Origin of the sequence: Streptomyces iakyrus (genome assembly GCF_000717055.1) — a bacterium.
GTDB classification, from domain to species: Bacteria; Actinomycetota; Actinomycetes; order Streptomycetales; family Streptomycetaceae; genus Streptomyces; species Streptomyces iakyrus.
In genome coordinates, this window is the sequence record NZ_JNXI01000027.1 from 214,070 (window position 1) to 241,062 (window position 26,993).

The 26,993-nt window shown below is 71.3% G+C and carries 20 protein-coding genes and 1 pseudogene; 6 read left to right on the plus strand and 15 right to left on the minus strand.

The window, feature by feature from the left end; translation table 11 throughout:
- Positions 1 to 9: 9 nt before the first annotated feature.
- On the minus strand, positions 10 to 1,719 hold the full coding sequence (locus tag OO68_RS34620; protein WP_033313223.1) for an urease subunit alpha: 1,710 nt from the start codon (positions 1,717 to 1,719) through the stop codon (positions 10 to 12).
- The gene (ureA, locus tag OO68_RS34625) at positions 1,716 to 2,423 is read right to left on the minus strand and encodes an urease subunit gamma (protein ID WP_033313226.1); all 708 of its coding nucleotides are present in this window, start codon (positions 2,421 to 2,423) and stop codon (positions 1,716 to 1,718) included. The genes OO68_RS34620 and ureA overlap by 4 nt, the downstream gene beginning before the upstream one ends.
- A 115-nt stretch (positions 2,424 to 2,538) precedes the next feature.
- On the opposite strand from ureA, the gene OO68_RS34630 reads away from it, so the two are divergent.
- Entirely contained in the window at positions 2,539 to 3,990 is a 1,452-nt protein-coding gene (locus OO68_RS34630) for a cytosine permease (protein ID WP_033313228.1), read from the plus strand.
- Between the two features lie 43 nt (positions 3,991 to 4,033).
- Here OO68_RS34630 and OO68_RS34635 read toward each other — a convergent pair whose 3' ends face one another.
- Both OO68_RS34635 and OO68_RS34640 read right to left on the minus strand, forming a co-directional pair.
- Positions 4,034 to 5,122, minus strand: a complete 1,089-nt coding sequence (locus OO68_RS34635) for a branched-chain amino acid aminotransferase (RefSeq protein ID WP_033313230.1) — start codon at positions 5,120 to 5,122, stop codon at positions 4,034 to 4,036.
- A gap of 241 nt (positions 5,123 to 5,363) precedes the next feature.
- A complete protein-coding gene (locus OO68_RS34640) occupies positions 5,364 to 6,407 on the minus strand; it encodes a 3-isopropylmalate dehydrogenase (RefSeq protein WP_033313231.1) in 1,044 nt (347 codons plus the stop codon).
- Between the two features lie 154 nt (positions 6,408 to 6,561).
- Between OO68_RS34640 and OO68_RS34645 the strand changes: the two genes are divergently transcribed.
- Entirely contained in the window at positions 6,562 to 8,142 is a 1,581-nt protein-coding gene (locus OO68_RS34645) for a purple acid phosphatase family protein (protein ID WP_033313232.1), read from the plus strand.
- 53 nt (positions 8,143 to 8,195) lie between these two features.
- Here the strand turns inward: OO68_RS34645 and OO68_RS48370 are convergent, their stop codons facing one another.
- The 4 genes from OO68_RS48370 to OO68_RS34660 form a co-directional block, all read right to left on the minus strand.
- On the minus strand, positions 8,196 to 8,327 hold the full coding sequence (locus tag OO68_RS48370) for a hypothetical protein (RefSeq protein ID WP_104781486.1): 132 nt from the start codon (positions 8,325 to 8,327) through the stop codon (positions 8,196 to 8,198).
- 248 nt (positions 8,328 to 8,575) lie between these two features.
- The gene (locus OO68_RS34650) at positions 8,576 to 9,118 is read right to left on the minus strand and encodes a GNAT family N-acetyltransferase (RefSeq protein WP_033313234.1); all 543 of its coding nucleotides are present in this window, start codon (positions 9,116 to 9,118) and stop codon (positions 8,576 to 8,578) included.
- Positions 9,119 to 9,191: 73 nt separating this feature from the next.
- The gene (pruA, locus tag OO68_RS34655) at positions 9,192 to 10,823 is read right to left on the minus strand and encodes an L-glutamate gamma-semialdehyde dehydrogenase (RefSeq protein WP_033313236.1); all 1,632 of its coding nucleotides are present in this window, start codon (positions 10,821 to 10,823) and stop codon (positions 9,192 to 9,194) included.
- Between the two features lie 54 nt (positions 10,824 to 10,877).
- On the minus strand, positions 10,878 to 11,804 hold the full coding sequence (locus tag OO68_RS34660; protein ID WP_033313238.1) for a proline dehydrogenase family protein: 927 nt from the start codon (positions 11,802 to 11,804) through the stop codon (positions 10,878 to 10,880).
- A 151-nt stretch (positions 11,805 to 11,955) separates the two neighbouring features.
- Here OO68_RS34660 and OO68_RS34665 point away from each other — a divergent pair, with 151 nt between their 5' ends.
- Both OO68_RS34665 and OO68_RS47945 read left to right on the plus strand, forming a co-directional pair.
- Positions 11,956 to 13,416, plus strand: coding sequence for a PucR family transcriptional regulator (locus OO68_RS34665; protein ID WP_403550577.1), 1,461 nt, complete (start codon positions 11,956 to 11,958; stop codon positions 13,414 to 13,416).
- Positions 13,415 to 13,589 (plus strand): annotated as a pseudogene (locus OO68_RS47945) (ATP-binding cassette domain-containing protein); the annotation flags it as partial. The gene OO68_RS34665 and the pseudogene OO68_RS47945, both read left to right, overlap by 2 nt.
- On the opposite strand, the gene OO68_RS34670 reads toward OO68_RS47945, so the two are convergent.
- Positions 13,576 to 14,154 (minus strand): TetR/AcrR family transcriptional regulator, encoded by a 579-nt coding sequence (locus OO68_RS34670; RefSeq protein ID WP_033313240.1) that lies wholly within the window; start codon positions 14,152 to 14,154, stop codon positions 13,576 to 13,578. The pseudogene OO68_RS47945 and the gene OO68_RS34670 sit on opposite strands and share 14 nt — an antisense overlap.
- Positions 14,155 to 14,239: 85 nt before the next feature.
- Between OO68_RS34670 and OO68_RS34675 the strand changes: the two genes are divergently transcribed.
- Complete coding sequence (locus OO68_RS34675) at positions 14,240 to 15,781, plus strand: MFS transporter (protein ID WP_033313242.1); 1,542 nt, start codon at positions 14,240 to 14,242, stop codon at positions 15,779 to 15,781.
- 27 nt (positions 15,782 to 15,808) lie between these two features.
- Here the strand turns inward: OO68_RS34675 and serA are convergent, their stop codons facing one another.
- The 6 genes from serA to OO68_RS34705 all read right to left on the minus strand — a co-directional run bounded on the left by serA (position 15,809) and on the right by OO68_RS34705 (position 25,804).
- Entirely contained in the window at positions 15,809 to 17,398 is a 1,590-nt protein-coding gene (gene serA, locus OO68_RS34680; protein ID WP_033313244.1) for a phosphoglycerate dehydrogenase, read from the minus strand.
- A gap of 272 nt (positions 17,399 to 17,670) precedes the next feature.
- Complete coding sequence (gene ilvC, locus OO68_RS34685; protein WP_033313245.1) at positions 17,671 to 18,669, minus strand: ketol-acid reductoisomerase; 999 nt, start codon at positions 18,667 to 18,669, stop codon at positions 17,671 to 17,673.
- A 122-nt stretch (positions 18,670 to 18,791) separates the two neighbouring features.
- Positions 18,792 to 19,316, minus strand: a complete 525-nt coding sequence (gene ilvN / locus OO68_RS34690) for an acetolactate synthase small subunit (RefSeq protein WP_003993148.1) — start codon at positions 19,314 to 19,316, stop codon at positions 18,792 to 18,794.
- 21 nt (positions 19,317 to 19,337) lie between these two features.
- Entirely contained in the window at positions 19,338 to 21,188 is a 1,851-nt protein-coding gene (locus OO68_RS34695) for an acetolactate synthase large subunit (RefSeq protein ID WP_033313246.1), read from the minus strand.
- A 225-nt stretch (positions 21,189 to 21,413) separates the two neighbouring features.
- Positions 21,414 to 24,428, minus strand: a complete 3,015-nt coding sequence (locus tag OO68_RS34700; protein WP_033313247.1) for a putative bifunctional diguanylate cyclase/phosphodiesterase — start codon at positions 24,426 to 24,428, stop codon at positions 21,414 to 21,416.
- A 425-nt stretch (positions 24,429 to 24,853) separates the two neighbouring features.
- Positions 24,854 to 25,804, minus strand: a complete 951-nt coding sequence (locus tag OO68_RS34705; protein ID WP_078625631.1) for a 2-hydroxyacid dehydrogenase — start codon at positions 25,802 to 25,804, stop codon at positions 24,854 to 24,856.
- A 77-nt stretch (positions 25,805 to 25,881) separates the two neighbouring features.
- Here OO68_RS34705 and OO68_RS34710 point away from each other — a divergent pair, with 77 nt between their 5' ends.
- On the plus strand, positions 25,882 to 26,880 hold the full coding sequence (locus tag OO68_RS34710; RefSeq protein ID WP_033313250.1) for an aldo/keto reductase: 999 nt from the start codon (positions 25,882 to 25,884) through the stop codon (positions 26,878 to 26,880).
- Positions 26,881 to 26,993: the final 113 nt, after the last annotated feature.

Here is a 26,993-nt window from a genome sequence, read left to right on the forward strand (position 1 = left end):
CGTTGATCCTCAGAGGAAGTAGAGACGGTTGAGGGAGACGGACTCGGCGGGTTCGGAGCGCAGCGGCTCGCCGTCGAGGGTGACGAGACCCGTGCGCTGGTCGACGTCGACGGCTCCGGTACGGGAGTTGCGGCGCAGGTCGGCCGGACCGATGCCGCGGGTGCCGCGCACGGCGACCCTGCGGCGCCGGGTCGGGAGGGTGTCGTGCCCCTGGTCGAGCGCGGCCTGCGCGACGAACGCCACCGATAGCTCGCCCGGCGCCGCCCCGTGAGCGCCGAACTGCGGCCCGAGGACGAGGGGTTCGCAGGTGTCGGTCGCCGCATTGGGGTCGCCGACCACGCCGTACGCCGGGAAGCCGGCCTTCAGCACGAGCTGCGGCTTGGCGCCGAAGTACTCGGGCCGCCACAGCACGATGTCGGCGAGCTTGCCGGTCTCGATGGACCCGACCTCGTGCGAAAGCCCGTGTGCGAGGGCGGGGTTGATGGTCAGCTTGGCCATGTAGCGCAGGACGCGCTCGTTGTCGTGCTCGTCCGGAGCGCCGAACTCGGCCTTCATCTTCCCGGCCATGGCGAACGTACGGCGGACCGTCTCGCCCGCGCGCCCCATGCCCTGCGCGTCCGAGGAGGTGATGCCGATCGCCCCCAGGTCGTGCAGGACGTCCTCTGCGCCCATGGTGCCGGACCGGATGCGGTCCCGGGCCATGGCCGCGTCGCCCGGCAGGTCCGTCTTCAGGTCGTGGACCGAGACGATCATGCCGTAGTGCTCGGCGACGGCGTCCCGGCCGAACGGCAGGGTCGGGTTGGTGGAGGAGCCGATGACATTCGGCACACCCGCCATCTTCAGCACGTTCGGCACGTGCCCGCCGCCGCAGCCCTCGATGTGGAAGGCGTGGATCGTCCGGCCCTCCAGCACGCGCAGGGTGTCCTCCACCGACAGGCACTCGTTCAGCCCGTCGCTGTGCAGGGCGACTTGGACGTCGTGCTCCTCGGCGACGCGCAGCGCGGTGTCCAGGGCGCGGGTGTGGGCGCCCATGTCCTCGTGCACCTTGAAGCCGCTCGCCCCTCCCTCGGCGAGGGCCTCCACGAGGGGCGCCGGGCGGGACGACGAACCCCGGCCCAGGAAGCCGATGTTGACCGGCCAGGCGTCGAAGGCGCCGAACGCGTGCCGCAGCGCCCAGGGCGAGTTGACGCCGACGCCCCACACGGGCCCGAACTCCTGCCCGATGATCGTGGTCACGCCGGACGCCAGCGAGGCCTCCATGACCCGCGGCGACAGCAGGTGGACGTGGGTGTCGACGGCCCCGGCGGTGGCGATGAGGCCCTCGCCGGAGACGATCGAGGTGCCCGTGCCGACGACGACGTCGACCCCGTCGAGGGTGTCGGGGTTGCCGGCACGTCCGATCGAGCAGATCCGGCCCTCGCGGATGCCGATGGACACCTTCCGGATGCCCTGCACGGCGTCGATCACGACGACGTTGCTGACCACGACGTCACAGGTCTCCCGGACCGCGGCGGCCTTCAGGTGCATCCCGTCCCGGGCGGTCTTGCCGAATCCGGCGAGGAACTCGTCGCCGGGGCGCTGGGAGTCGGACTCGACCTCGACGACCAGCCCCGAGTCGCCCAGACGGATGCGGTCGCCGGCGCGGGGCCCGTGGGTGGCGGCGTACTCGTACGGAGTGAGGCGGCGGGCCTCGGCGGGGTGGCCTCCTGGGCGGCTCATCGTTCGACCTCCTGATCGGCTGCTGTTTCCGGTACGCCGAGATAGCCGCAGGCTGCGGCGCGCCGCAGCGCCTCCTCCTTCGCGCCCGGCGCGTCCAGCGGCCCGTCGACGAGCCCGGCGAACCCGATCGCGATCCGCTCGCCCCCGATCGGGACCAGCCCGACCTCGGCGCTCTCCCCCGGCCCGAACCGCACGGACGACCCGGCGGGCACGGCCAGCCGCATGCCGTAGGCCCGCCCGCGCTCGAAGCGGAGCCGGGGGTTGGCCTCGAAGAAGTGGAAGTGGGAGGTCACCGAGACGGGCACGGCCGCCGTGTTGGTGACGCTCAGCCGTACGGCCGGCTCGGGTTCGGGCTGCCCCGGTCCGGGCAGCAGGGCGCCCGGGGCGTCCGGCCCCGAGCCGCCTCCGATGGGGTCGGAGACGACGGCGAGCCGTGAGCCGTCGTCGAAGACGGCCTCGACGTGGACCTCGGTGACGACGTCGGCGACGCCGGGCAGCACGTCACCCGGCGCGAGGACGGACCGGGCGGCCTCGACTGCCTCCGCGAGCCGCTTGCCGTCCCGGGCGGCCTCGCACACCGTGTCGGCGATGAGCGCGGTCGCCTCGGGGACGTTGAGCTTCAGCCCCCTGGCCCTGCGGGCGCGGGCCAGCTCGGCGGCGCCGAAGAGCAGCAGCCGGTCGCGTTCGGTCGGGGTCAGCCGCATGTCACTCCCTCCATTTAGAGCAACACTCTAAACATAAAATTCCCATGTCCGAAAGGTTGACGACGGTGGTCCGGGCACACCACATTGAACGTCGCTCTAACCGAGGGAGACCAGCATGCCGATCGAACAGCGCGGAGTCGACACCATCCCCGAAGAGGAACGCACCAGCGGACCGCGGGATCTCGTCTCGATCCTGCTCGGCTCCAACCTCTGCCTGGGCGTGATCGTCTTCGGCTGGCTGCCGCCGTCCTTCGGCCTGGACTGGTGGTCGTCGGTCAGCGCGGTGCTGGCGGGCACGGTGGTGGGCGTGCTGTTCACGGCTCCGCTGGCCCTGGTCTCGCTGCGCACCGGCACCAACCTGTCGACCTCCTCCGGCGCCCAGTTCGGGGTCCGCGGGCGGCTGGTCGGCTCGGTGGTCGGGCTGCTGCTGGCCCTCGGCTACACCGCGCTGACCGTGTGGATCGGCGGCGACGTGATGGTGAGCGTGCTGGGCCGCTTGGCGGGGCTGCCGCAGGGCGGGGTGCCGTACGGCGTCGTCTACGGGCTGCTCGCCGCGGCCACCGTCGCCGGTGCGGTGTACGGATACCGGGTGCTGCTCGCGATGTCACGGGTGCTGGCGTTCGGTATGACGGCCCTGCTGGCGCTGGGCGTGCTCGCCTACGCCCCCGGCTTCACCACCGCCGCGCTGCCGGAGGCCGGCGGCTATCTCCTGGGCGGGTTCTGGCCCACCTGGCTGCTCGCGGCCGTGGCCGCCGGGCTGTCCGGGCCGGTCGCGTTCATCACGCTGCTCGGCGACTACACCCGCTACATCTCCCCGGTCCGCCACTCCTCCCGCAAGGTGCTGCACGCGACCTGGCTGGGGCTGATGCTGGGCCTGCTGGTGCCGCAGCTGTTCGGCACGTTCACGGCATACGCGGCCGGGGCGGCCCTGGACTACGCGGGCCCGCTGGTGGACGCGGCTCCGTCCTGGTACCTCGTGCCGCTGCTCCTCGCGGCCTCGGCCGGGTCGGTCGGCAACGCGGGGCTGATGCTCTACTCGATGGGCCTCGACCTGGACGCGATCCTGCCGCGCGCCTCCCGGGCCCGGGCGACGTACGTGGTCGCGGCCGTCGCCACGGCCTGCGTCTTCGCCGGGCACTACTACTCGACCGCGCAGGACGCGATGACGTCCTTCGTGCTGCTCCTGACGGCCATCGGCACGCCCTGGGCCGTCATCACCCTCATCGGCTTCGCCCGCTGCCGCGGGGTCTACGACGCGGACGCCCTCCAGGTCTTCAACCGCCGCGCCCGGGGCGGCCAGTACTGGTACCGCGCCGGGTGGAACGTCCCGGCGACCGCCTCCTGGGCGGCCGGCGCGACCGTCGGCGTCCTGGCGGTGTCCCTGCCGTCGTACGAGGGACCGCTGCTGTCCCTGACCGGCGGGGTGGACTGCAGTTTCCTGCTGTCGGGGGTGGTGGGAGGGGGGGCGTACATGCTGACGGCCCCGGGTTTCGTGCGTCAGGAACCCGGGGCCGATGAGGCAAGTCGTGCTTCCAGCCCAACCGCTTCGGGTGGTGGGTGGGCATAGGTCCGGGGGTCCGGGGGCGGAGCCCCCCGGGGACCAGGAGCACTCAGCCCAGCCGGTGCATCCAACCGTGGGCGTCCGAGGCCGTACCCCGCTGAATGTCCAGCAGCGCCTGACGCAGCCGCAGCGTGACCTCGCCCGGCTCTCCCCCGCTCTGCTTCCACTCCGCCCCGGCCCTCTTCACCGTACCGACCGGGGTGATCACCGCGGCCGTACCGCACGCGAAGACCTCCGTCAGCGACCCGTTCTCCGAGTCCCGCTGCCACTGGTCGACCGAGACCCGGCCCTCCTCGGCCTCGTACCCGAGGTCACGGGCGACGGCGAGCAGGGAGTCGCGCGTGACGCCCTCCAGGATCGAGCCGGTGAGCGAGGGCGTCACGATCTTGTCGCCGTACACGAAGTACAGGTTCATGCCGCCCAGCTCCTCGACCCACGTGTGCTCCACGGCGTCGAGGTAGCAGACCTGGTCGCAGCCCTTCGTGGCGGCCTCGGCCTGCGCGAGCAGGGACGCCGCGTAGTTGCCGCCCGTCTTCGCGTCGCCCATGCCGCCGGGGACGGCCCGGACCCGGTCCTCGGAGACCCAGATGGAGACCGGCTTCACACCACCGGGGAAGTACGCACCGGCCGGGGAGGCGATCACCAGGAACAGGTACTCGTTGGCCGGCTTCACACCCAGCCCGACCTCGGTGGCGATCATGAACGGGCGCAGGTAGAGGGACTCCTCGCCGCCGTGCGCCGGCACCCATGCCTTGTCCTGCCGCACCAGGGCGTCGCACGCCTCGATGAACGTCTCGACCGGCAGCTCGGGCATCGCGAGCCGGCGTGCGGAGCGCTGGAACCGCTCGGCGTTCTTCTCGGGGCGGAAGGTGGCGACGGAGCCGTCGGGCTGGCGGTAGGCCTTCAGCCCTTCGAAGATCTCCTGGGCGTAGTGCAGGACCGTGGTGGCGGGGTCGAGGGAGATCGGCGCGTACGGCACGAGCTGGCCGTCGTGCCAGCCGCGGCCTTCCGTCCACTTGATCGTCACCATGTGGTCGGTGAAGTGGCGGCCGAACCCGGGGTTGGCCAGGATCCCCTCGCGTTCCGCGGCGGACAGCGGGTTGGCGGAGGGCTTGAGCTCGATCGTGGGCGTCGTCATGGGTTGATGTCCTTCACCGGTTGTAGTGACGGGCCGCGCTCGGTACTGCTCTGATGGTGACCAGTGCTAGGACGTCCGAGCATTCCCTCATTCCGCGGCCTCGCGTTCGATTATCGCCCGGGGGCGGCGGCGGAAGGAACGGGGTGAATGCGGCCCGGTGGTCGATGGTGACACCCGGCGGGAACATGCGGAAGCCGCCGGGTGCGTTGCGACCCGGCGGCTTGCGGTGTGCAGCGGCGGGTCAGCCGGCTACGCGTACGGCGAGCGCGTCGCCGATCTCCGAGGTGGAGCGGGCGGGCTTGCCGGTGCGCTCCGACAGGTCGGCGGCGACCGCGTCGTCGATGCGGGCGGCCTCGGCCTCGTAGCCGAGGTGGCGCAGCAGCAGGGCGACGGACAGCACGGTGGCGGTCGGGTCGGCCTTGCCCTGGCCGGCGATGTCCGGGGCCGAGCCGTGCACCGGCTCGAACATCGACGGGAACTCTCCGGAGGGGTTGATGTTGCCGGAGGCCGCCACACCGATGCCGCCGGAGACGGCCGCGGCGAGGTCGGTGACGATGTCGCCGAAGAGGTTGTCCGTGACGATCACGTCGAAGCGCTCGGGCTGCGTGACGAGGTAGATCGTCGCCGCGTCCACGTGCATGTACTCGGTGGTGACCTCGGGGAACTCCTCGGCCACCTTGTTGAAGATGTTCGTCCACAGGTGACCGGCGAAGGTCAGCACGTTGTTCTTGTGGATCAGCGCGAGCTTCTTGCGCGGGCGGGCCTGGGCCCGCGCGAAGGCGTCCCGCACCACGCGCTCGACACCGAAGGCCGTGTTCACGGAGACCTCGGTGGCGACCTCGTGCTCGGTGCCCTTGCGGATCGTGCCGCCGTTGCCGGTGTAGGGGCCCTCGGTGCCCTCGCGGACCACGACGAAGTCGATCTCCGGCTCGCCCGCGAGCGGGGTGGCGACACCCGGCAGGAGCTTCGACGGACGCAGGTTGACGTGGTGGTCGAAGGCGAAGCGGAGCTTGAGCAGGAAACCGCGCTCCAGGACGCCGGAGGGCACGGACGGGTCGCCGATCGCGCCGAGCAGGATGGCGTCGTGCCGCTTCAGGGCGTCGAGGTCGGCGTCGGTGAGGGTCTCACCGGTGGCGTGGTAGCGCCGGGCACCGAAGTCGTACTCCTCGGTCTCCAGCTTCACATCCTGCGGAAGGACGGCGGAGAGGACCTTCAGGCCTTCGGCCACGACCTCCTGGCCGATGCCGTCACCGGGGATCACTGCGAGATTGATGCTGCGAGACATGCGGGCACCCTACTCCTCGTCCCATGGAATGACATGGGGTGTCCGTGATGCGGACAGCGGGACGGCACCCGTCCGGGGGACGGCACGCGTCCGTCGGTTCGCGTTCACCCGTACGTGGTGGGGACGTTGGCCGCCGCTGGGAAGTTCACTGGACATGGAGATCCCCCACTTCGGCATCCCGCCCGAGCTCGCCCGCCGGATGAGCATGGCGGAGCAGCACGAGTACCTGCGGACGCGACTGTCGCGGCGGCGCACCCTGGTGACCGCGGGCGCGGTGGCGAGCGGGCTGCTGACCGGCTGCTCCGGTTCCGGCTCCCGGTCCGGGCAGGGCGGCGCCACGACGGCCGGCAGCCCGTCGCCCGGCACTTCGAAGGCAGCCGGTTCCCTCATCACGCCCTTCGGCCGCCATCTCGCCTTCGGCGCCGACCCGAAGACGCAGATGCGGATCTCCTGGCAGGTGCCGCTCGCGGTACGGAAGCCCTACGTCCGAGTGGGCCTGCGCCCGGACGACCTCGGCCGCAGAGTCGAGGCGGAGCTGCGCGACCTGCACACCCCGGAGCTGAAGGGCGTACGGGCGGCGGTCGACCAGTACTACCTGCACGCCGCGCTGGACGGCCTGCGCCCGGACACCACCTACTACTACGGCGTCGGCCACGAGGGCTTCGACCCGGCCTCCCCGCGGCACCGGCGGACCGTCACGTCCTTCCGCACGGCACCCGCGCGCCCGCCGGAGCGGTTCGTGTTCACGGCGTTCGGCGACCAGGGCGTGGGCGACGAGGCGGCCCTCAACGACCGTACGCTGCTGCGCCGGGAACCCGCCTTCCATCTGCACGCGGGCGACATCTGCTACGCCGACCCGACCGGCAAGGGCAAGGAGTCGGACGTCTTCGACGCGAGCCAGTGGGACCGGTTCCTCAAGCAGACCGAGCCGGTGGCCAAGTCGGTGCCGTGGATGGTGACGACCGGCAACCACGACATGGAGGCCTGGTACTCACCGGACGGCTACGGCGGCCAGTCCGCCCGGTTCTCCCTGCCGGACAGCGGCTTCGACGCGCGGACGGCACCGGGCGTGTACGCCTTCACGTACGGCAACGTGGGCGTGGTCGCGCTGGACGCGAACGACGTGTCGTACGAGATCCCCGCCAACTTCGGCTACACGGAGGGGCGGCAGACGAAGTGGCTGGACGCCAAGCTCGGCGAGCTGAGGTCCGCGAAGGACGTGGACTTCATCGTCGTCTTCTTCCACCACTGCGCGTACTCGACGTCCACGCACGCCTCCGACGGCGGGGTGCGGGCCGAGTGGCTGCCGTTGTTCGCCCGGCACGAGGTGGACCTGGTGATCAACGGGCACAACCACGTCTACGAGCGGACGGACGCCATCCGCAACGGCGAGGTGGGCCGGCCGGTGCCGGTCGGGGGGACGACGGATCCGCGGCGGGACGGGATCGTGTACGTGACCGCGGGCGGCGGCGGCAAGGAGCTCTACGGCTTCCCCGACGGCGTGAAGGAGAGCTACGAGGGGAACACCGCCGACCACGAGCCGGTCACCACGTTCCGGTGGACCAAGTCCCGGGACACCAAGGCGGAGTCGGCGCAGTGGTCGCGGGTGCGCTACCGCGGCTTCTCGTTCCTCTCGGTGGAGGCGGTCAGCGGCGCCAGGCCGGAACTGAAGGTGTCGGCGCTGGCGTCGAGCGGTGCGCGGATCGACCACTTCGAGGTGCGGCGCGGGGCGTGAGGCCCCGCACCGCTCCTCGTCGGGCGGCTCCCGGTCCTGTTGCGGTGTGCTGCTCAGTGGCCGCTGGATCCGCCGTTGTCCCTGCGGTCGAGGGCGCGCTGGAGCGCTGCGGCGGCGTTCTTGCGGTCGGACTCGGTCGTACGGGAAACGTGACGGACTCGGCGGCGGACGGTCGTCTCGGCCATGGGAAATCGACTCCTTCGACAGCACGGAGTGCACAGGGAGGGTTACGAGACGCCGGAAGGGGCGGGGAGCGGTGCCGCAGGGGTTGCCTGCACGGGGCCCGGCTCACGACCGCCATTCGCTTGGTCGAGCGAGACGTTCGGCTCCTACAAAGCTAAGGGAGCGCGGAGCGTCTGTCTCCACAATTACTCGGACTTCCTACTATCTGAGACGGTGGACTGGGTCACACTGCTCTGACCTGCGGTGATTTCTAGAGCACATCGCCGTCGCGCCAGTCGAAGAGCAGCTCCTGCCCGGGGTCGAGGGAGCCGGCCAGGGCCGTGCGGACGTAGGTGCTGCCCTCCTCGTCCGGCAGGCGGACGATGCCGTCCCGCGGGCTGAGGGCGTGCACCCGGCCGGGCCACGGCTCCCAGCCGCGGGAGGTGTAGAGCCGGGCCCCGTCGTCGCTCGCGGAGAGGGCGCCGAGGTCGTAGGCGCGGGCGACGACGCGTTCCAGTTCCGCCATGACCAGCCCGCCGAGGCCGGTGCGGCGCGCGTCGGCGCGGACGGCGACGTTCTCGACGTACCCGGTGCGCAGCCACCGGCCGCGGTGCCGCACCCGGCGCATCACCACCGCGCCGTGCGCGGCGAGCCCCGAGCCGTCGTGCACGAGGGCGTGGATGCCGCCGAGGCCGTGGTCCCAGTCGTCCTCGCCGAAGTCGCCGTCGAACGCGGCGTCCAGGAGCGCGCGTACGGCGCGGAGTTCGGCGGGGTCGAGGTCGGCGGTGTGGGCGGTGCGGGCTCGGGTGGTCATCGGCCCAGTCTTCCCCCGGACATGCCGACGGGCCAGGTCATTTCGTGACCCGGCCCGTCGGTGCGGCTGTGTGTCAGCCCATGTGCGGGTAGGTGTAGTCGGTCGGCGGGACCAGCGTCTCCTTGATGGCGCGGGTCAGGGTCCAGCGCATCAGGTTCTGCGGGGCGCCGGCCTTGTCGTTGGTGCCGGAGGCCCGGCCGCCGCCGAAGGGCTGCTGGCCGACGACGGCACCGGTCGACTTGTCGTTGATGTAGAAGTTGCCGGCCGCGTAGCGCAGCTTGTCGGCCGTGTAGGCGGCCGCCGCGCGGTCGTTGGCGATGACCGAGCCGGTCAGCGCGTAGTCGGAGACGGACTCCATCTGGGTCAGCATCTCGTCGTACTGGTCGTCCTCGTAGACGTACACGGCGATGATCGGGCCGAAGTACTCGGTGCGGAACACCTCGTTCTCCGGGTCGGTGCACTCGATGACGGTCGGGCGGACGAACCAGCCCACGGAGTCGTCGTAGGTGCCGCCCGCCACGATCGTGCAGGTCGGGTCCTCCTTGGCGCGGTCGATGGCGGCCTTGTTCTTGGCGAAGGCACGCTCGTCGATGACGGCGCCGATGAAGTTCGACAGGTCGGTGACGTCACCCATCTTGATGCCGTCGACCTCGGCGGCCAGCTCCTCCTTGAAACCGGAGTTCCAGATGGAGGCGGGGATGTACGCCCGGGAGGTGGCGCTGCACTTCTGGCCCTGGAACTCGAAGGCGCCGCGGGTGAACGCCGTCTTCAGGATCGCCGGGTCGGCCGAGGGGTGGGCGACCAGGAAGTCCTTGCCGCCGGTCTCACCGACGAGGCGCGGGTAGGTGCGGTACTTCTCGATGTTGTTGCCGACCGTCTTCCACAGGTACTGGAAGGTGGGGGTCGAGCCGGTGAAGTGGATGCCGGCGAGGTCGCGGTGCTCCAGCGCGACCTTGGAGACCTCGATGCCGTCGCCGGTGACGAGGTTGATGACCCCCTTGGGCAGACCGGCCTCCTCCAGCAGCTGCATCAGCAGCACGGCGGCGTGCGTCTGCGTCGGGGACGGCTTCCAGACGACGACGTTGCCCATCAGGGCGGGGGCCGTCGGCAGGTTGCCCGCGATGGCGGTGAAGTTGAAGGGCGTGACCGCGTAGACGAAGCCCTCCAGGGGGCGGTGGTCCAGACGGTTCCACACGCCCGGGGCGTTGGCCGGGGGCTGCTCGGCCAGCAGGTTGCGGGCGTAGGAGACGTTGAAGCGCCAGAAGTCGATCAGCTCGCAGGGCGTGTCGATCTCGGCCTGCTGCGCGGTCTTGGACTGGCCGAGCATGGTCGAGGCGGCGAGCGTCTCGCGCCACGGGCCGGACAGCAGCTCGGCGGCGCGCAGGATGATCGCCGCGCGGTCGTCGAAGGACATCGCACGCCAGGCGGGAGCGGCGGCCAGGGCCGCGTCGATGGCGTCCTGGGCGTCCGCCTGCGTGGCGTTGCGGTAGGTGCCGAGCACGGCCTTGTGGTTGTGCGGCTGGACGACCTGGAAGGCCTCGCCGCCGCCCATCCGCTTCGCGCCGCCGATGGTGCAGGGCAGGTCGACGGGGTTGTCGGCCAGCTCCTTCAGCTTGGCCTCCAGCCGGGCCCGCTCGGGCGAGCCGGGGGCGTAGCCGTGCACCGGCTCGTTGACGGGGGTGGGGACCTGGGTCACAGCGTCCATGTTTTCCGTAACTCCTTACTGAGCGGTGTGTCGGTCTCAGCCCGTGTAGAGCTGTCAGCCCTTGGTGATCATGCTTCGCGCGAAGAAGCGCAGGTTGGCCGGCTTCTCCGCGAGACGGCGCATGAAGTAGCCGTACCAGTCGGTGCCGTAGGCGGTGTAGACGCGCATCCGGTGGCCCTCGGCGGCCAGCCGCAGGTGCTCGTCGGTGCGGATGCCGTAGAGCATCTGGAACTCGTACTCGTCGAGCTTGCGCCCGGCCTGGTGGGCGAGTTCCTGGCCGATCGCGATCAGGCGCGGGTCGTGGGACCCGATCATCGGGTACCCCTCCCCCTCCATCAACGTGCGCAGAATGCGGACGTATGCCCGGTCGATCTCGTGTTTGCCCTGGTACGCGACCGAGGCGGGCTCCTTGTACGCGCCCTTGACCAGACGGACCCGGCTGCCGCTCGCGGCGAGGCGGCGGGCGTCGGCCTCGGTGCGGAAGAGGTAGGCCTGGATGACGCAGCCGGTCTGCGGGAAGTCCTTCCGCAGCTCCTCGTGGATGGCGAACATCGAGTCGAGGGTGGTGTGGTCCTCGGCGTCGAGCGTGACCGTCGTGCCGATCTCGGCGGCGGCCTCGACGACCGGGCGGACGTTGCTCAGGGCCAGCTCGTGGCCGCCCTCCAGCGCCTGCCCGAACATCGACAGCTTCACCGACATCTCGGCGCGGGTGCCGAGTTCCAGTGGCTTGAGGCGGTCGACGAGCTCCAGGTAGGCGTCCCGGGCGGCGGCGGCCTGCACGGGGCTGGTGATGTCCTCGCCGACGACGTCCATCGTCAGTTCGAGGCCGCTGCCCGCGAGGTCCCGGACGACGGGGACGATGTCGTCGACGTCCTCGCCCGGGATGAAGCGGTCGACGACCTGCTTGGTCACCGGGGCCGCCGAGATCAGGCGTCGCATCCGGTCGCTGCGTGACGCGGCGAGAATCACGGGACCCAGCACGGGGCACCTCCAGAGCACAAGCAACGTGTAGGCCGCCCCCTCGCGGATGACGCGTCGGGTACGGCACGGAGAACCACCGTGAAACCTAAGGATTGCTCCGATCGTCGGCCATCGACAGCTGTCACGCATTCGTGCCGCAGATCTCAGACAGATGTATGAAGGGGTCCGGGAAGTGCGCGACAATGCCCGGGTGACGTCGGAACACAGGGGCGACTACGAGGAGCTGGTCGACGAGATCTCGGAGCTGCTCGGCGCGCCCGCGACCTTGGAGAACCGGGACTTCGAGCTGATCGCCTTCGGGGCGTACGACAGTGAGGGCGACCTCGATCCGTCGGCCCTGGACCCGGTGCGCACGCGCTCGATCCTCACCCGCCGCTCGACCGCGGCGGTCCGGGCGTGGTTCGAGGGCTTCGGCATCACCCGGGCGACGGGCCCGGTCCGTATCCCCCCGACACCGGAGGCCGGGGTCTACCGGGGCCGGATCTGTCTCCCGGTACGCCACCGGGGCGTGGTGCACGGGTACGTCTGGCTCCTGGACGACGATCCCGGCCCGGGCGAACCCCGGCTCGATGCCGCCATGCGGGTCACGGCCCGCATCGGCGCCCTGCTCGCGGACGAGGCCCAGCACGGCGCCGACCTGAGCCGCGAGCTGAGGGCGGTGCTCACCGCCGAGCCCGGCTGGCAGAGCGACATGGCGATCGCGGAACTCCGCACCGCCCTCGGGTCCCGCGCCGACGGCCCCCACACGGTGGTGTGCGTGGCCCCCTGGCCCTCGGCCGATCCGGACGACGCGCCGTCGGTCCGCACGATGCCGGGCGCGACGGCACTGTGCACGCTGCCGTGGGGGGCGGCCGAGCAGTGCGTGGCGGTTCTGATGCGGCTGCGCTCGACGGACGTGCTCACACCGGCGACCACGGCGGCGGGACGGTTGCTGGAACGCGGTCGAGCGGGCGGCGGGCCGGGGGGACCCCCGGCAGGGAAGGGCCCGGCCCCGGGCGGTGCGGCCGCGGGCGGTGCGGCCGCCCGCGGGGCGGACGGACAACGGCCGGACGCCGCCCCGGGCGGACCGGCGCCCGGCCCTCCGGGCGCGAGGAGACACCCCACCGACACCACCCCGGGCGCACCGGCGAGTGGGACATCCGCCAGCACCCCGCGCAAGTCCGGGGCGTTCGCGCACGGGCCGGCCGGGAGCGGCTCCCGCGGTCCCGCCGCCGGTGTCGCCACCCCCCGCTCCGGTCTCGCCGAACTGGGATCCGCCTGGCGGGAGGCCTCGGCCGCCGCTCGGGCAGCGCTCGCGGAGCCCCGGCTCGGGCCGGTCGCCGAGTGGTCCGCGATCGGGCCGTACCGGCTGCTCACCGCCCTGCCGCCGGAGCAGGCCCACGACCCCGCCGTCCGGGCGCTGCTCTCCCCCGCCCACCGCGAACTCGCCCGCACCGCCGAGGTCTACCTGGACTGCGCCGGCCAGGCCGCCCGGGCCGCCGCCGCACTGGGCATCCACCGCCAGACCTTGTACTACCGGCTCTCTCGCGTCGAGAAGCTCACCGGCCTGGACCTGGACGACGGCGAGGACCGGCTGCTGCTGCACATGGCGCTGAAGGCACACCTACTCTGAGGAGGTGTCGTCACTCGACCCGTCGCTGCGGGCGGGCGTGCTGAACCTGCTCGCCGGCCTTCCAGGACGACCTGGGCCCCGGCTGCCTGTTCATCTGTCACGACCGGGCGGTCGTACGGCACTTCGCAGACCGGGTCGTCGAGCTGCGCGACGGGCGCGTCACGTCCGGGTAGCGCCCTCGATCGCCTGGCGGAGCCCCGCGGCGAGCTGACCGGCCTCGGGTGCGCTCTCGGGATCGAAGGTCCACTGCGCCATGAGCCCCATCATCAGGGTCAGGTAGAAGTAGCCGAGGGTGTCCACCCGCTCCTCGGGGACGTCCTCCTCGCGTCCTCCGTGGAAGAGGGTGACGATCCCGCGCGCCCCCTCGCGCTGGGCCCGCGCCAGATGGTCCCGCACCTCCGGCAACTGGTCCCCCATGGCGACGATCTCCATGCTGAGCCGCCAGAGGGAGCCGGGCTCCCGCATGGTCCCGATGATGTTCGCCCACACCTCGGTGAACCGCTCCAACGACCCCGGCTCGCCCCGCAGTTCGCCGCCGCCCTCGAAGGCGTCGGACATGCCCTCCACCATCTCGACGTAGGCCCGAGCCAGCAGCGCGTCCTTCGAGCCGTAGTGGTAGCCGATGGACGCCAGGTTGGTCCCCGACTCCTTGACGATGTCGCGCGCGGTCGTGCGCAGGAAGCCCTTCGCCAGCAGGCAGCGCTTGGCGCCTTCCAGCAGATCCTCACGGTGTCCCATGGCACGCCACCCTACCCCGGTGTCCAGACGAGCGTATTAAACGAGCGTACTAGACAAGTGTTTAAGACGCTCGTACAGTCTGCTCATGACGACGACACCCCACCCCCCGGCCCGCGCGGGCCGTCGCGAGTGGACCGCTCTCGGCGTGCTGATGCTGCCGCTGCTGCTGGTCTCGATGGACGTCTCGGTCCTCTACTTCGCGATCCCCGCGATCAGCGCCGACCTGGAACCCACCGCCACCGAGCAGCTGTGGATCTTCGACATCTATGGCTTCGTGCTGGCGGGCCTGCTGATGACGATGGGCTCGCTCGGCGACCGCATCGGCCGCCGCAGGCTCCTGCTGATCGGCGCCGCCGCCTTCGGCACGGCGTCCCTGCTGGCGGCCTACGCGAACAGCGCCGAGACCCTGATCGCGGCCCGCGCTCTGCTGGGCATCGGCGGCGCGACGCTGATGCCCAGCACGATGGCGCTGGTCCGCACGATGTTCACCGACCCGGGGCAGCGCGCGAAGGCCATCGGGCTGTGGTCGGGCGTGATGACGGCCGGCATCGCCCTCGGCTCGGTGCTGAGCGGCGTTCTCGTCGAGCACTTCTGGTGGGGCTCGGTCTTCCTGGTGAACCTGCCCGCGATGGTGATGCTCCTGGTCCTCGGCCCGCTCCTGCTGCCGGAGTCCAGGAACCCGCACCCCGGCCGCTTCGACTGGCTGAGCGTCCCGCTGTCCATGGCCGCGGTGCTCCCCGTGATCTACGGCCTGAAGGAGCTCGCTTCGGAGGGCTGGAACGTGCGGTACGCGCTGGCGGTGTCGGCCGGACTGCTCTTCGCCGCGCTGTTCGTGCACCGTCAGCGCACGGCGGCGTCCCCGCTCATCTCACCGGAGCTGTTCCGGCGCCCCGGCTTCAGCCCGGCCATGGCCCTCAACCTGGTGGCGGCCTTCGGCATGATGGGCTCGGCGTACTTCACGACCCAGTACATCCAGTCGGTCCTGGACAAGAGCCCGCTGGAGGCGGCGCTGTGGAGCCTGCTGCCGTCGGTGCCCATCGGCCTGGCGGCCCCGGTCAGCGCCCAGCTGGTGCAGCGGGGCGTACCCCGGGGGCACGTCGTCGGCGGCGGCTTCGCGGTCACCGCCTGCGGCTATGTGCTGCTGGCCCTGACCGGGACGGACTCCCTCTGGCTGCTGCTGGCCGCCTGCGCCGTCCTGGCCTGCGGCGTCGTCACCATCATGTCCCTGGTGGTCGACCTGGCCATGAGCGCCGCTCCGGTGGAGAAGGCGGGTGCCGCCTCGTCCCTGATGGAGACCGGCACCGAGTTCGGCGGCGCGCTCAGCATGGCGTTCCTCGGCTCCATCGGCACGGCCGTCTACCGCCACGAGATCCCCGCCTCGGCACCCGCCGCGGCCCAGGAGACCCTGGGCGGCGCCCTGGCGGTGGCCGGCCGGATGCCGGGGCGCGCGGGGGACGCCCTGGTGACGGCGGCACGCGAGGCCTTCACGAACGGCATGCACGCGGCCGCGGTCACCGGGACGGTGCTGATGGCCGTGGCGGCGGCAGCGGCGGCGGTGACCCTGCGGCGGGTCCGTGCAACGGAAGACGCCGGACGCGCTGATCAGCTCAGCTCGTCCGGCGTCTGAGGTCCGCGGGCGGAGCCCCCGGGAAGGTCAGGCCAGGTTCACCGACCGGGCCGAGGTCGCCCCGATCTCCGCGGCCACCTCGGCCAGCACGGTCGCGGTCACCGTGTCGTCCACGGTCAGCACGGCCAGCGCCTCGCCGCCGGCCACCGACCGCGACACCTGCATGCCGGCGATGTTGAGGCCCGCCTCACCGAGGATGCGGCCCACCGTGCCGACGACACCGGGACGGTCCTCGTACTTCAGCACGATCATGTGGTCGGCGAGCGCGAGGTCCACGTCGTAGTCACCGACGGCGACGATCTTCTGCAGGTGCTTCGGGCCGGCCAGCGTGCCGGACACCGACACCTCCTCGCCGTCGGCGAGGGTGCCGCGCACCGTGACGACGTTGCGGTGCTCGGTCGCCTCGGAGCTGGTGGTGAGGCGCACCTCGACGCCACGCTCCTGTGCGAACAGCGGGGCGTTGACGTAGGACACCGTCTCGTCGACGACGTCCTCGAAGACACCCTTGAGCGCGGACAGCTCCAGCACCTTCACGTCGTGCTGGGTGATCTCCCCGTACACCTCGACGTCGAGGCGGACCGCGACCTCACCGGCGAGCGCGGTGAAGATCCGGCCCAGGCGCTCGGCGAGCGGCAGCCCCGGCTTGACGTCCTCGGCGATGACGCCGCCCTGGACGTTCACCGCGTCCGGCACGAGCTCACCGGCGAGGGCGAGGCGCACCGAGCGGGCCACCGCGATACCGGCCTTCTCCTGCGCCTCGTCGGTGGAGGCACCGAGGTGCGGGGTGGCGACGACCTGGTCGAACTCGAAGAGCGGGGAGTCCGTGCAGGGCTCCTTCGCGTACACGTCGAGACCGGCACCGGCGACCCGGCCCTCCTTGAGGGCGGAGTACAGCGCCTCCTCGTCGACGATCCCGCCGCGCGCGGCGTTGACGATGCGCACGCTCGGCTTGACCTTGCGCAGCGCCTCGTCGCCGATCAGGCCGAGGGTCTCGGGGGTCTTGGGGAGGTGGACGGTGATGAAGTCGGAGACCTCCAGCAGCTCGTCCAGCGACAGCACCTTGACGCCCATCTGCGCGGCGCGCGCCGGCTGCACGTAGGGGTCGTAGGCGACGACCTTCATGCCGAAGGCGGACATGCGCTGCGCGACGAGCGCGCCGATGCGGCCGAGGCCGACGACGCCGAGGGTCTTCTCGGCCAGCTCGACGCCGGTGTACTTGCTGCGCTTCCACTCGCCGTTCTTCAGGGCGGCGTTGGCCTGCGGGATGTTGCGGGCCGTGGCGACGAGCAGACCGCAGGCCAGCTCGGCGGCGGTCACGATGTTCGAGGTGGGGGCGTTGACGACCATCACGCCGGCCTTGGTGGCGGCGGAGACGTCCACGTTGTCCAGGCCGACGCCGGCTCGTGCGACGACCTTCAGCTTGTTCGCGGCGGCGATCGCCTCGGCGTCGACCTTGGTGGCCGAGCGGACCAGGATCGCGTCCACATCGGCGATGGCCGGGAGCAGCTCGGCTCGGTCCGCGCCGTTGCAGTGCCGGATCTCGAAGTCCGGGCCCAGCGCGTCGACGGTGGCGGGCGACAGCTCTTCAGCGATGAGTACGACGGGTTTCGAGCTCACGTGAGTCCTCACAAGTCCAGTGCTGCGGACGGCCGTCCCGACGGCCGCAGGCGGTGGAGGGATGCTTGCCGCGTGGAAGACGCACGACGCTGTGGGCCTGACGCGTATGTATGTGTGCAGCAGTCTAGTGGCGCACCTGGCGTCGTCCTGTGCCGCTGCGGAAGGATCACCCGTCCGTGGCGGACGGGATGGACAACGCCGTACCACCGACGTTACCCCGGGTTCGCCGAAGGGGCCGGAGCGGGGATGCTCCGGCCCCTCGGCCGTGAGGCTTACGCCTCCTCGTCGACCCAGCTCATGAGCTTGCGCAGCTCCTTGCCGGTGGTCTCCAGCAGGTGCTCGGAGTCCTGCTTCTTGTACTCGTTGTACTTCTTCAGGCCGCCGTGGTACTCGTCCATCCACTGCTGCGCGAAGGTGCCGTCCTGGATCTCGGCGAGGACCTTCTTCATCTCGGCCTTGGTGGCGTCCGTGATGATCCGCGGGCCCGTCACGTAGTCGCCCCACTCGGCGGTCTCGGAGATCGACCAGCGCATCTTCTCCAGGCCGCCCTCGTACATGAGGTCGACGATCAGCTTCAGCTCGTGCAGGCACTCGAAGTAGGCGATCTCCGGCTGGTAGCCGGCCTCGGTCAGGGTCTCGAAGCCCGCCTTGACCAGCGCCGCGGTGCCACCGCAGAGCACGGCCTGCTCACCGAACAGGTCGGTCTCGGTCTCCTCGGTGAAGGTCGTCTTGATGACGCCGGCGCGGGTGCCACCGATGCCCTTCGCGTACGACAGGGCCAGCGCGAAGCCGTTGCCCGTGGCGTCCTGCTCGACGGCGGCGATGCACGGAACGCCGCGGCCCTCCTCGTACTGGCGGCGGACCAGGTGGCCCGGGCCCTTCGGGGCGACCATGCAGACGTCGACGCCGGCCGGGGGCTTGATGAAGCCGTAGCGGATGTTCAGGCCGTGGCCGAAGAACAGGGCGTCGCCGTCGTTCAGGTTCGGGGCGATGTGCTCCTCGTAGACCTGGGCCTGGATGGGGTCCGGGACGAGGATCATGATGACGTCGGCCTCGGCGGCGGCCTCCGACGGGCTCACCACGCGCAGGCCCTGCTCCTCGGCCTTGGCCTTGGACTTGGAGCCCTCGTGCAGACCGACGCGGACGTCGACACCCGAGTCACGGAGCGACAGCGCGTGGGCGTGGCCCTGGCTGCCGTACCCGATGACCGCGACCTTGCGGCCCTGGATGATGGACAGGTCGGCGTCGGCGTCGTAGAACAGCTCGGCCACTTTGGGTTCTCTCCTCGGGAGTGCAGGTGTTGCGTCCCACCGTATGACGGGGGGCGGAAGGGAAGTCTGAGGGTCTCGGAATACGGGCGGCCGACGGCGCGCCGACCGCCCGTTTCGGGGTCCTAGGCCGACCGGTCCAGGGCGCGCAGCGAACGGTCCGTGATGGAACGGGCGCCACGGCCGATCGCGATCGTGCCGGACTGGACGAGCTCCTTGATGCCGTACGGCTCCAGCATCTTGAGCATCGCGGTCAGCTTCTCGCCGGATCCGGTGGCCTCGATGGTGACGGCCTCCGGGGAGACGTCGACGGTCTTGGCGCGGAACAGCTGGACGATCTCGACGATCTGGGAGCGCGTCTCGTTGTCGGCGCGCACCTTCACTAGAACGAGTTCGCGCTGCACCGCCTGCGACGGCTCCAGCTCGACGATCTTCAGCACGTTGACGAGCTTGTTGAGCTGCTTGGTGACCTGCTCCAGCGGCAGGTCCTCCACGCCGACGACGATGGTGATGCGGGAGATGTCGGGGTGCTCGGTGACGCCGACTGCGAGCGAGTCGATGTTGAAGCCGCGGCGGGAGAACAGGGCGGCGATCCGGGCGAGGATGCCGGGGGTGTTCTCCACCAGGACGGAGAGCGTGTGCTTGGACATGGTCTTTTACGTCTCTCTCGCTCAGTCGTCTTCGTTGTCGCCGAAGTCGGGGCGGACGTCCCGGGCGGCCATGATCTCGTCGTTGGAGGTGCCGGCGGCGACCATCGGCCAGACCATCGCGTCCTCGTGGACGATGAAGTCCACCACGACCGGGCGGTCGTTGATGGAGTTCGCCTCTTCGATGACCTTGTCGAGGTCGTCCGGGGACTCGCAGCGGATCGCGTAGCAGCCCATGGCCTCCGACAGCTTCACGAAGTCGGGGACGCGGGTGCCGCGGGCCTCCGGGTTGACGTCGTCCGGGCCGGAGTGCAGGACGGTGTTGGAGTACCGCTGGTTGTAGAAGAGGGTCTGCCACTGGCGGACCATCCCGAGGGCGCCGTTGTTGATGACGGCGACCTTGATCGGGATGTTGTTCAGGGCGCAGGTGGTGAGCTCCTGGTTGGTCATCTGGAAGCAGCCGTCGCCGTCGATGGCCCAGACGGCCCGCTCGGGGGCTCCGGCCTTGGCGCCCATCGCGGCCGGGACGGCGTAGCCCATCGTCCCGGCGCCGCCGGAGTTCAGCCAGGTGCCCGGCTTGTCGTACTCGATGAAGTGGGCGGCCCACATCTGGTGCTGGCCGACGCCCGCCGCGAAGATCGTGCCCTCGGGGGCGAGCTGTCCGACGCGCTCGATGACCTGCTGCGGGGAGAGCGAGCCGTCCTCGGGCTGGTCGTAGCCGAGCGGGTAGGTGTCGCGCCAGCGGCTCAGGTCCTTCCACCAGGCGCTGTAGTCGCCCCGGTGGCCCTCGCTGTGCTCCTTCTGGACGGCCTGGATCAGGTCGGCGATGACCTCGCGGGCGTCACCGACGATCGGCACGTCGGCGGCGCGGTTCTTGCCGATCTCGGCCGGGTCGATGTCCGCGTGGACGATCTTGGCGAACGGGGCGAAGCTGTCCAGCTTGCCGGTGACGCGGTCGTCGAAGCGGGCGCCGAGGGCGACGATCAGGTCGGCCTTCTGCAGTCCGGTGACGGCGGCCACCGAGCCGTGCATGCCGGGCATGCCCAGGTGCTGCGGATGCTTGTCGGGGAACGAGCCGAGCGCCATCAGGGTGGTCGTGACGGGCGCGCCCGTCAGCTCGGCGAGGACCTTCAGCTCGGCGGTGGCCTTGGCCTTGATCACGCCGCCGCCGACGTACAGCACGGGCCGCTTGGCCTGGGTGATCAGCTTGGCGGCCTCGCGGATCTGCTTGGCGTGCGGCTTGGTCACCGGGCGGTAGCCGGGCAGGTCCATCGCGGGCGGCCAGGAGAAGGTGGTCTTCGCCTGGAGGGCGTCCTTGGCGATGTCGACCAGGACCGGGCCGGGGCGGCCGGTGGAAGCGATGTGGAACGCCTGGGCGATGATCCGCGGGATGTCCTCGGCCTTGGTGACGAGGAAGTTGTGCTTGGTGATCGGCATGGTGATGCCGACGATGTCCGCCTCCTGGAAGGCGTCCGTGCCGATCGCCTTGGACGCCACCTGGCCGGTGATCGCGACCAGCGGCACGGAGTCCATGTGCGCGTCGGCGATGGGCGTGACCAGGTTGGTGGCGCCGGGCCCTGAGGTGGCCATGCAGACGCCGACCTTGCCGGTGGCCTGCGCGTAGCCGGTGGCGGCGTGACCGGCGCCCTGCTCGTGCCGGACCAGGACGTGGCGCACCCTGGTGGAGTCCATCAGCGGGTCGTAGGCCGGGAGGATCGCACCGCCGGGAATGCCGAATACCGTGTCGGCGCCGACCTCCTCGAGAGAGCGGATGAGGGACTGCGCGCCCGTCACCTGCTCGGGGGCGGAGTGTCCTCCGGATCGGGGCCGGGGCTGCGGGTGGTGGGCCCCGGTGGCCTGCTCGGTCATCGGCATTCTCTTCTCAGATGCTGAGGGTTTTTTGCGAGGTTTGTGCGGTCTTCGGCTGTTGCACGAAGGGTGCCTGTGCAACAAAAAACCCCTCGTGCCATAAGGCAAGCGAGGGGAGCGCGCCGGGTGGAGATGCTGAGCGGTCGAGGCTCAGCGTCAGCCGACGCGCTTTCCAAGTACGAGAATTCGGGTGCGCATGGCACTGACCCTCCCCCCGGCACGCACTCACTGTCAAGTGGGTGGGACGGGAGTCTCATTATGTGAGCGAAGGGCCGTACCGCCTCCGATGACGGCGGACACACCCGAGCTGTACACCCGCGGGGAGCCGCCCACTAACGCCGGTTCGGCCGGTCCGTTCGGCACCGGATAGTGCCCGGCGGCGAGCGTCCGGCGCAGCCGGTACTCGTCGAGCGGCCCGGAGAACGCCATGCCCTGCCCGTGCGTGCAGCCCATCGCGCGCAGGGCGGTCACCTGCTCGGGCAGATCCACCCCTTCGGCCACGGACTTCAGCCCGAGGTCGCCCGCGATGCGCAGCAGCCCGCTGGTGATCTTGTGCAGGCGCGCCGACTCGACGACGCCCTCGACCAGACCGCGGTCCAGCTTCAGGACGTCGACGGGGAGCCGCCTCAGGGCCGTGATCGCCGCGTAGCCGCTGCCGAACCCGTCGAGCGCGATCCGTACGCCGACCCGCCGCAGGGCGCCCAGACGCCGCTCCAGCTCGTCCAGCGAGACCCTGGGGTCGGCGTCCGACAGCTCGATGATCAGCGACCCGGACGGCAGGCCGTGCCGCGTGAGCAGCGCCTCGATCGAGCCGAGCGGCATCGACCGGTCCAGCAGCCGGCGGGCGCTCATCCGCACCACCACGGGCACGGACAGTCCGGTCGCGTGCCGCTCGGCGGCCTGCTCGACGGCCTCCTCGATCAGCCACCGGCCCAGCTCGGAGGTCTTGTCGCTGTCCTCGGCCACACGCAGGAACTCCGCCGGGGTGAAGAGCACCCCTTGCGAGGAGCGCCAGCGCGCCTGCGCGGACACCGAGGTGATCCGGCCGTCCTCCAGGGACACCACCGGCTGGTGCAGCAGGGCGAACTCCCCGTCGTGCAGGGCGGCCCGCAGGCGGGTGGCGAGCTCGGCCTTGCGGGCGACGTCCTGCTGCATCTGCGGCTTGTACAGCTCGACACGGCCCTTGCCGCCGGCCTTGGCGCGGTACATCGCCAGGTCGGCGTTGCGCAGCAGTTCGCCCGCCCCGAGGCCGGATTCGGCGAAGGCCACGCCGATGGAGGCGTTGACACGGACATCGTTGCCGTCGATGAGGTAGGGCTGGGACAGCGTCGTCCTGAGGCGGTCGGCGAGCTCCAGGATGTGCCGCTCCCGCGCGTCCCGGTCGCGGGTGTTGTCCCCGGCGATCAGGGCCGCGAACTCGTCCCCGCCGAGCCGGGACGCGGTGTCGCCGTGCCGGACCGAGTCCTGGAGCCTGCGGGCGGCCTGGACGAGCAGCTCGTCACCGGCCTGGTGCCCGATGGTGTCGTTGACGGCCTTGAAGCCGTCGAGATCGATGAACAGCACGGCCGTGTTGCGCAGGGCCACGCCCCGGTCGGAGGCCCGTCGGCCCGAGAGGGCGTGCTGGACACGCTTGGTGAACAGGGCGCGGTTGGGCAGGTCGGTGAGCGGGTCGTGCTCGGCGTTGTGCTGCAACTGGGCCTGGAGCCGCACTCTTTCGGTCACGTCGCGGCTGTTGAAGATGAGGCCGCCGTGATGACGGTTGACGGTCGACTCGACGTTCAGCCAGCCTTCCCCACCGCCCGAGCGGAAGCGGCACTCGATGCGTGTGGTGGGTTCCTCGACCGGGTCGGCGGCGAGGAATCTGCGCACCTCGTGCACGACGCAGCCCAGGTCCTCGGGGTGGATGAGGTGGGCCAGTTCCGTGCCCACCAGTTCCTCCGCCGGGCGGCCGTACACCCCGGCGGCTGCCGGGGAGACGTACCGCAGGACCCCGCTGGGAGCAGCGATCATGATGACGTCGCTGGACCCCTGCACCAGGGAGCGGAAGTGGTTCTCCTTCTGCGCCAGCTCCTGGGTGAGGGTGATGTTGTCGAGCAGCATGATGCCCTGGCGTACGACGAGCGCGAGCACGACCGTGCCCCCCGTCAGCAGGACCACGCGGTCGACGCTGCGGCCGTTGAGGACGTTGTAGAGGATCCCCAGGGTGCACACGGCCGCCGCGAGGTAGGGCGTGAGCGCGGCCAGGGAGCCGGCGATGGGCCGGGCGGCCGGGTACCGGCTGTGGTCGGCGCCCGGCAGGGGCACGGGGTGGTGGGGGACGCTGCGCTGCCCCGGCACGTGCTCGTGCACCACGCGGGTGTGCCCCGTGCCGCCGTGCCGGTCGGCGCCCTGGCGGTCGGCCTCCGCGCGGGGCGCCGCCCACGGGGCGTACGCCAGCAGCAGCGAGCCCGCGAACCAGCCGGCGTCGAGCAGCTGGCCGGAGCGGTAGTCGTGCTGCATGAGCGGCGAGGTGAACAGGGCGTCGCACATCACGGTCAGCGCCAGGGCACCGATGGCGGTGTTGACCGCGGAGCGGTTCACCGCGGACCGCCTGAAGTGCAGGGCGAGGACCATGCTGACCAGCGCGATGTCGAGCAGCGGGTACGCCAGCGACAGCGCGATGTGCGCGACGCCCGGCCCTTCGGATTTCGCGGCCTGGGCGAGGGCGAGGCTCCAGGCCAGCGTCAGCAGCGAGCCGCCGATCAGCCAGGCGTCCAGCCCGAGGCAGACCCAGCCGGCCTTGGTGACCGGCCGTTTGGCGAGCACGAGCAGTCCGACGATCGCGGGCGGCGCGAAGCAGAGGAAGAACAGGTCGGCGTAGCTGGGGCTGGGCACGGGCAGTCCCAGGACCACCTCGTACCACCCCCAGACCAGGTTGCCCAGGGCGGCCATGGTGGAGGAGAGGCCGAACAGCAGCCAGGCGGGCCGGAAGCCTGGACGGCGGCTGCGGGCGTAGAGGAAGCACGAGACGGCGGCGGTGCCGGCCGCGGCGCTCAGCCCGAAGTCGCCCATGATCAGGGCCAGCTCCACCGAGCCCCAGCCGAACGCGGAGCCTGCGGCGTATCCCGCGCAGACCAGGGCGAGGACAAGTTGGAGGGCCAGGCCCGGCCGGTGGCCGGTGACCGGTGTGCGGGGCAGCAGCGCACCCGGGGACGGAGGCTGTGCCCGCAGCGCTCCGTCCAGCGTGGGGGTGGGGGGCGCGCTCACCGGGCCCTCCCGGTCCGCTGAGCTCCCGGGCCCCGCGGGTCCCGGCGGGGCGGCTGGTCAGGCCTCCTGCGGCTGCCGGGCCTGCGGTGGTGATGGCTGTGTGCGCTGTGGCGTTTGCTGTGGCGGGTGTGGTGGCCGACGTGATCGGCGTGCCGTCCGCGGCTGCCCGCGGCCGTCCGCCAGGGTCGCCGCCGGCAGCCCCGCCCCGTCGGATCGCTCGCCCAAAGGCCGTGCATCGCCTGTCGCCCCCCTCACAGTCCGAAGTGTCCATCCCCGGCGCCGGAACGGTCCCCGGCGCTGCCCCTGTCGGGACGATACACCAGTCTCGTCACTCAGGGACATAGGTTCTCTACGCTCCGTGACGATCAACAGATATATGAGTACCCACCGCACCCGGAGGATTGCGGACGGTACTCGAAGGTCTCTCAGCCGGTTGATGCACCCGTCGTAAGGATCACGTTGCGGAGCGGCTCCCGGTTCACATAACGGTTCAACTGGTCCACCAGGAGCCGCTTGGCGCGCGGGAGGAACGCGGAGGTGGGTCCGCCGACGTGCGGGCTGATGAGTACCCCCGGCGCACGCCACAGGGGGTGTTCGCGCGCCAGCGGCTCCGGGTCGGTGACGTCGAGGGCTGCGGTGATGCGGCCGGTCTCCAGCTCGGCGAGCAGGGCCTTGGTGTCGACGACGGGACCGCGGGCGACGTTGACCAGGAGCGCGCCGTCCTTCATCCGGGACAGGAAGTCGGCTCCGGCCAGGCCACGGGTGGATTCGTTGAGCGGGGTGGACAGGATGACGACGTCCGCCTCCGGCAGCAGCGCGGGGAGTTCGGTGAGCGGATGCACCGGACCGCGCGCCGTGGTGCGCTCGGAGCGCGCGACGCGCGCCACCCGCGCCACCTCGAACGGAACGAGCCGGTCCTCGATGGCCTCGCCGATCGAGCCGTATCCCACGATGAGGACGTTCTTGTCGGCGAGGGCGGGCCGGAAGCCGCCGAGCCACTCCCCCCGGTCCTGCGCGCGCACGAAGTCGGGGATCCCGCGCAGCGAGGCCAGGATCAGCGCGAGGGTGAGCTCGCCGGTGCTGGCCTCGTGCACCCCGCGCGCGTTGCACAGCCGCACGCCCGCGGGCAGCCGCCCGAGCCCCGGCTCCACGTGATCGATCCCGGCGGAAAGGGTCTGAACGACCCGGACGTTGCTCATCCGCCCCAGGGGACGCACGCACAGCGGGCTGGGCTTCATGTAGGGGACGACGTAGAAGGCGCAGTCGGCCGGGTCCGCGGGGAAGTCCTCCCCGCCGTTCCAGAAGCGGTAGTCCGGGCCCTCGGGGAGTCCGTCGATCTCGTCCGGCGGGATGGGCAGCCACACGTCAGCAGTCATGCTCTGGAGGCTATGTCAGGAGCGTGCGACGGCAGAGGTTAGGTTGGGGTGGCTCGAACAGGGAGGGTCACGACCAGGTGGAGCGCAGGACGATCGGCGCGGCGGCGCTCGCGGTGGGGGCCGTCGGACTCGGGTGCATGCCGATGAGCTGGGCCTACAGCGCGTCCAGGCGGCGCGGCGACGAGTCGCTCAGGGCGGTGCACCGGGCGCTCGACCTGGGCGCGTCCCTGCTGGACACGGCCGACATGTACGGCCCCTTCACCAACGAGCTGCTGGTGGGGCGGGCGTTGAAGGAGCGGCGGTCCGACGCGTTCGTGTCGACGAAGGTCGGGCTGCTCGTGGGCGACCAGCACATCGTCGCCAACGGCCGCCCGGGGTACGTGAAGCGGGCCTGCGACGCGTCGCTGCGGCGGCTCCAGACGGACGTCATCGACCTCTACCAGCTGCACCGGGCCGACCCCGAGGTGCCGGTCGAGGAGACCTGGGGCGCGATGGCGGAGCTCGTCCAGGCCGGGAAGGTGAGGGCGTTGGGCCTGTGCGCGGTGGGGGCGCGGGCCGGCCGCCGGGCCGGGGCCCGGCTGCACGACGGGACGATCCGGCAACTGGAGCGGGTGCAGCAGGTCTTCCCGGTCAGCGCGGTGCAGGCGGAGCTGTCGGTGTGGTCGCCGGAGGCGCTGGAGACCCTGCTGCCCTGGTGCCGGACGCGGGGGGTCGGTTTCCTCGCCGCGATGCCGCTGGGCAATGGCTATCTGACCGGCCGGCTGCGGCCCGGCGCGGGCTTCGAGGCGGACGACCCGCGCGCCCGCCACCCTCGTTTCACGGCCGAGATGATGGCCGCGAACCAGCCGGTCGTCGCGGGGCTGCGCCGCGTGGCCCGTCGGCACGGCACGGACGTCACGCCCGCCCAGGTCGCCCTCGCGTGGGTGCTGGCCCAAGGGCCGCACGTGGTTCCGGTCCCGGGTACGAAGCAGGAGCGCTGGGTCACGGAGAACACGGCCGCGGCGGCACTGCGTCTGACCCCCGGCGATCTGAAGGAGATAGCGGAGCTGCCCCCCGCCCGGGGCTCGTGGGACTGAGGCCCGGTTCCGCCCCGGTGCGTTTCGGGCAAACCCCGTGTTCCCGGTTCGACGTTGCGTGATCGGGAACCTGGGAGCCGCGAGCGGTGTATGACAGGGAGAGGACCCGCCCC

Excerpts from the sequence above, each read along its gene's own strand:
- OO68_RS34620 (WP_033313223.1), bottom strand. The coding sequence starts at position 1,719 with ATGAGCCGCCCAGGAGGCCACCCCGCCGAGGCCCGCCGCCTCACTCCG.
- ureA (WP_033313226.1), bottom strand. The coding sequence starts at position 2,423 with ATGCGGCTGACCCCGACCGAACGCGACCGGCTGCTGCTCTTCGGCGCC.
- OO68_RS34630 (WP_033313228.1), top strand. The coding sequence starts at position 2,539 with ATGCCGATCGAACAGCGCGGAGTCGACACCATCCCCGAAGAGGAACGC.
- OO68_RS34635 (WP_033313230.1), bottom strand. The coding sequence starts at position 5,122 with ATGACGACGCCCACGATCGAGCTCAAGCCCTCCGCCAACCCGCTGTCC.
- OO68_RS34640 (WP_033313231.1), bottom strand. The coding sequence starts at position 6,407 with ATGTCTCGCAGCATCAATCTCGCAGTGATCCCCGGTGACGGCATCGGC.
- OO68_RS34645 (WP_033313232.1), top strand. The coding sequence starts at position 6,562 with ATGGAGATCCCCCACTTCGGCATCCCGCCCGAGCTCGCCCGCCGGATG.
- OO68_RS48370 (WP_104781486.1), bottom strand. The coding sequence starts at position 8,327 with ATGGCCGAGACGACCGTCCGCCGCCGAGTCCGTCACGTTTCCCGTACG.
- OO68_RS34650 (WP_033313234.1), bottom strand. The coding sequence starts at position 9,118 with ATGACCACCCGAGCCCGCACCGCCCACACCGCCGACCTCGACCCCGCC.
- pruA (WP_033313236.1), bottom strand. The coding sequence starts at position 10,823 with ATGGACGCTGTGACCCAGGTCCCCACCCCCGTCAACGAGCCGGTGCAC.
- OO68_RS34665 (WP_403550577.1), top strand. The coding sequence starts at position 11,956 with ATGTATGAAGGGGTCCGGGAAGTGCGCGACAATGCCCGGGTGACGTCG.
- OO68_RS34670 (WP_033313240.1), bottom strand. The coding sequence starts at position 14,154 with ATGGGACACCGTGAGGATCTGCTGGAAGGCGCCAAGCGCTGCCTGCTG.
- OO68_RS34675 (WP_033313242.1), top strand. The coding sequence starts at position 14,240 with ATGACGACGACACCCCACCCCCCGGCCCGCGCGGGCCGTCGCGAGTGG.
- ilvN (WP_003993148.1), bottom strand. The coding sequence starts at position 19,316 with ATGTCCAAGCACACGCTCTCCGTCCTGGTGGAGAACACCCCCGGCATC.
- OO68_RS34695 (WP_033313246.1), bottom strand. The coding sequence starts at position 21,188 with ATGCCGATGACCGAGCAGGCCACCGGGGCCCACCACCCGCAGCCCCGG.
- OO68_RS34705 (WP_078625631.1), bottom strand. The coding sequence starts at position 25,804 with ATGACTGCTGACGTGTGGCTGCCCATCCCGCCGGACGAGATCGACGGA.